This is a genomic window from Liquorilactobacillus vini DSM 20605, from assembly GCF_000255495.1.
Taxonomy (GTDB): Bacteria; Bacillota; Bacilli; order Lactobacillales; family Lactobacillaceae; genus Liquorilactobacillus; species Liquorilactobacillus vini.
Map to the genome: position 1 here is coordinate 1 of NZ_AHYZ01000021.1, position 4116 is coordinate 4116.

Here is a 4116-nt window from a genome sequence, read left to right on the forward strand (position 1 = left end):
AACGTAGCTTTTTTATATAAAGCGGGCATTAGTTTTTTGAAATCAAGCAAACGAGTGACTTTGCCAGTTTGGCCAGAAATCTTAATGATTTGATCTTCGACTCGCTTTTCTCGTTTTTTAGCTTGCAAGCTAGTTGCTAAAGAAATCAAATTGCCAGAACTATCAACTGCAAAATCATGGTGAATTTCATACCCCGACTTTTTCGTTGAATATGATTTTATTATTCTTCCTAAGCGATCCATTTTGACAATTTGGTCATTATTAACAGCAAAGTATAAATAGTTGCCACGTTGAACAAGCCGCAAAGAATTATAACCAATTAATGGAATCTCGCCACGGATATAGCCATCATTATCAACTAAATAAGTTGCACGTTGCGTAAGATTCTTATCACCAATAAAGGCATACAATCCGCTTGTTAATTTCTGAGTGCTAGAACCATTTTTGACTTTTAACCGATTGGCTTCTTTGCTAACTAATTGTGGGGCATGATAGGTAAAAGTTTTGGTGGTTTTAGTTCCAGCTTTAGTTGTTGCCGTAATCGTTATTTGGTTTTTGTGGCCGCCAATTAAGCCAATTAATTGATAAGAATGTCCCATTGGGATTATACAGGGTTCTTTTAAAAGTTGAAATTTTCTTGCCACTTTTAACCCGATAAGAGATCTTAACTGGCTGTTTAGTTTTAAAGTGTAAATATAAACTGGTTGTATCAGTTAAGTAAGGATTGGCCAAAATTAACATATGGTTAAAAGAATAATTTTTCTTTTTTTCAAGTGCTTGAACTTGATGATGCAATTTTTTTTGAATTTTCGGTTGGTAAATATTAGCGGCTGTTTTTATTTTTAGTTGAGAATAATTCAATGCTTTAATATTTTTTCCTTGTGGTTTAGGTGTTTCTATGACTGCATCGGTACTTTCAGTACTATATTTGTTGGGATCGATAATACCAAGCACCTAAGGCCACACTTAAAATAATTATTAATGACAAAGCAAAAGTGACTTTTGAGCGAAATTTCAAATTGATCATCCTTTATATTTAGCAATAAGTTATAAAACTATTTTGTTTAAGGAATATGAACTTATTATGAAATTGCCTGGAAAAATTAGCTAAGTTAGTGATAATAAAAAAACATAATAACGTAATTGATAAACTGACTGATAACGCAAGATTGCTAATTAAGCTTTAGATATGTTGTATAATTAATTAATAGTTATTGTGAACGGAGGAGCAAAAATGGATAAGAGGGTTGCTAAAACGCAAGCTAAAGCCGAGAAAGCTTTGTTTCAGTTGATGCAGCAGCAAAATTTTTCTGAACTATCAATTACCGATATTGCCAATCAAGCCGGAATTTCGCGGATGGCCTTTTATCGAAACTATCAAAGCAAAGAAGACATTTTGAATAAATTTATTCAGAAAGAATATACTCGTTTTATAGCAGAGATTACCGCTCACCAATTGCATGGCTTAAATCAATTACTAGAAGTTTACTTAAATTATTTTAAAATTCATCCCGAAGTTTTATCGGCAATCGTCAATGCATCAATTGAGGGCTTTGCTTTGACCAAGCAAAACGATTATCTCTTGGACTTCTTTAAAACTCGTTTTAAGCAGCAAGCGCCGTCTCCTTTGGCCATTGCTTATTATTCTGGAGCAATTTTTGCTAGTTTGTTATATTGGCGTCAAACGAATTATCAGCACTCAGCTGCTGAGATGGCTGCTTATTTAGCTGAAAAGATTAAAAATGATCTCCAACAAACCAAAGAATTCTAACTAAAAAGGCTCCTGTCACTTAATGTGACAGGAGCCTTTTATGAAAGTTCAATTAATAAAGGCCATGACCGGCTGTTTCAGTTTCACGCAAATAAACTGGCTCATTATTGGTAAGGATTTTCTTTTTTGAACAGCCGGTAGACTTTGAATGACAGCAATGACATTTTTTCTTAGCCAGCAGCTGGCATACAACAATACCAGTAGCAATTGCCGCCGATGTAAGCAGTAACGTCTTTTTTTTCATGATGTTTCCTCCTCGAACATAGCTCTGATATTCTATTAGACTAAAATCGCTGATTGATCTTTAAAGTAGCTTTGCAGCTTGCAGCAGCTCTTCTAAATAAGTACCATGGATCTTTTTCAAGCAGGCTTTTAAACCGACTTTTTCAACTTGCTTTAATGGCAGTTCAGCTAGAGTCTTTTGATCATTTAGGTAATATAAAGCACTTAACATCGTTCGCAGATCAAAGGCCGAATCAAAAACTTCCGGTACCCCCCGGTCAATATTCAATAATTGATAAACAGCTTCCATCGCCGTTCTGACTGAATATTCGGTGGTAAAGACTGTGTCACGTGGTGTCTCAGCAAAATTGCCAATGAATGCTAAATTCTGAGATCCATTCGGGACAACTAACGGTCGATCGCCAGCTTGACGTGGCATGAAGTAGGAAGTAATGTACGGCATATGAATCGGGATCGAATTGGCAGATTGAGCAATTTCAGCGATTTGGTCAGTTGGAACGCCAATATGATAAAGAAATTCCTCACAGATTTCTTGGCCACTGCAGTCAGTAATTTTTTTGGGAACATAATTTCCTGGCTGATCAGAAAACAGACCGTAAAGCCAGATAATCAATTCATTGGGCTTTTGTTGTTGAAAATGCGGCTGACGGCTGATTGAAATCCCTAGCAGCCAATTAGAATCCCGGATTGTTACCGGTCCACTAGTGACAATTGACCCACTGTGAGGGTCTTTACCGGTAATTTTTTGGATATAAGGCACAATTCGGTCGTCATTGAAGGTACAGGTGGCAGAAATTACCCAATTAGCTTCAGGAATCTCTTGGTAAAATTTAGCCGGCTGGCCGAATGCTGGATCTTGAGCGGCAAGTTTTTCCCATAATTTCCAACTGGCGCCGACGGGATGAGCTTGAGGGGCGGGATGCTGGTTATCTCCGTAAGTTGTGCTTTCGGTGATTGAACCATTGGTGACAAAAACGAGATCAGCGGCCGTCAAATTCAATTCTTGTTTTTCGCCAGCAACTGTCAGCTCAATTTTGACAGCTTGTTTTTGGCCCTCGTGCTGTTTTACAACAACGTTATCAACGGAGGTATTGTATTGAAAATCAACACCGTGGTCTTGAAGATATTTGATTAGTGGTTTGATCAATGATTCATATTGATTGTATTTAGTAAACTTTAAGGCCGTCATATTTTGTAAAGTCCCAACATGATGAACAAAGCGTAACAGATAGCGACGCATCTCCATGGCACTTGCCCAAGGCTCGAAAGCAAACATTGTTGACCAATACAGCCAAAAGTTTGATTTAAAGAATTCATGATCAAAAACCTCGTTGATTTTAACGTTATCGAGCTGGTTTTCAGGAGTCATCACTAAGTGCGCAATTTCTTCAATTGCGTGGCGTGAAAGTGTTAGTTGTCCATCAGTGGCCAAGCGTTTCCCTCGATTTTCAATTATTCGAGCATGCGAGTTGCTAGGATCAGCTTTATTGAGCCAGTAGAATTCATCAAGAACAGAAACGTTAGGATCAGTTAAGGTTGGGATCGAACGAAAAAGATCCCAAAGGGTTTCAAAATGAGGTTCCATTTCACGGCCACCACGGATAAGATAGCCACGTTGCTCATTAAAAATTCCATCCATACTACCGCCTGGAAGTGCAAGCTCTTCAAAGACGTGGATTTGTTTTCCAGGTACCTGACCATCACGAACTAAAAAGGCAGCCGCAGCTAATCCAGCTAAACCGGATCCAACAATATACGCTGACTTTTCCGCCGCATTTGTTGGCTTTTTAGGCCGAGCAAATGCTTCATAGTTACCATTACTGTAATACATGAAAACCCCTCCTTGATTCTGAAGATAATTTAGTTACATTTGTAACTAATATTATTATAAAGCGCTTACACCAGTTATTCAATGAATTCATGATCTAAAAGATCAAGTTAATTGATAATGAATCCTGATACAAGAACATCGAGGAATTAAATGCTGTTTTGAAGGTCAGCGCTAATTCATTATTTGATAAATTGGATTAAGCAGAAAAAAGCTGATTTATTTCAATCTTGCATCGTCAGTCGCAATCATGCTAAGATAACCACAAAAATCA

General features: G+C 37.4%; 5 protein-coding genes. 1 reads left to right on the forward strand and 4 read right to left on the reverse strand.

Going from position 1 to position 4116, the window contains the following annotated elements; all coding sequences use genetic code 11:
• On the reverse strand, window positions 1–599 hold a 599-nt coding region (locus ON15_RS00890; protein WP_010579582.1), incomplete at its 3' end, for an aryl-sulfate sulfotransferase.
• Window positions 526–954, reverse strand: coding sequence for a hypothetical protein (locus ON15_RS11170; RefSeq protein WP_010579583.1), 429 nt, complete (start codon window positions 952–954; stop codon window positions 526–528). The genes ON15_RS11170 and ON15_RS00890, both read right to left, overlap by 74 nt.
• 280 nt (window positions 955–1234) lie before the next feature.
• Here ON15_RS11170 and ON15_RS00895 point away from each other — a divergent pair, with 280 nt between their 5' ends.
• Window positions 1235–1771 (forward strand): TetR/AcrR family transcriptional regulator, encoded by a 537-nt coding sequence (locus ON15_RS00895; protein ID WP_010579584.1) that lies wholly within the window; start codon window positions 1235–1237, stop codon window positions 1769–1771.
• A gap of 52 nt (window positions 1772–1823) precedes the next feature.
• On the opposite strand, the gene ON15_RS00900 is transcribed toward ON15_RS00895, so the two are convergent.
• Both ON15_RS00900 and ON15_RS00905 read right to left on the reverse strand, forming a co-directional pair.
• Window positions 1824–2015, reverse strand: coding sequence for a hypothetical protein (locus tag ON15_RS00900; protein ID WP_010579585.1), 192 nt, complete (start codon window positions 2013–2015; stop codon window positions 1824–1826).
• 60 nt (window positions 2016–2075) lie between these two features.
• Entirely contained in the window at window positions 2076–3845 is a 1770-nt protein-coding gene (locus ON15_RS00905) for an oleate hydratase (protein ID WP_010579586.1), read from the reverse strand.
• Window positions 3846–4116 lie beyond the last annotated feature (271 nt).

What these genes read in the sequence shown, in the direction of transcription:
- ON15_RS00900 (WP_010579585.1), bottom strand. Translation starts at nt 2,015, where the DNA reads ATGAAAAAAAAGACGTTACTGCTTACATCGGCGGCAATTGCTACTGGT.
- ON15_RS00895 (WP_010579584.1), top strand. Translation starts at nt 1,235, where the DNA reads ATGGATAAGAGGGTTGCTAAAACGCAAGCTAAAGCCGAGAAAGCTTTG.
- ON15_RS00905 (WP_010579586.1), bottom strand. Translation starts at nt 3,845, where the DNA reads ATGTATTACAGTAATGGTAACTATGAAGCATTTGCTCGGCCTAAAAAG.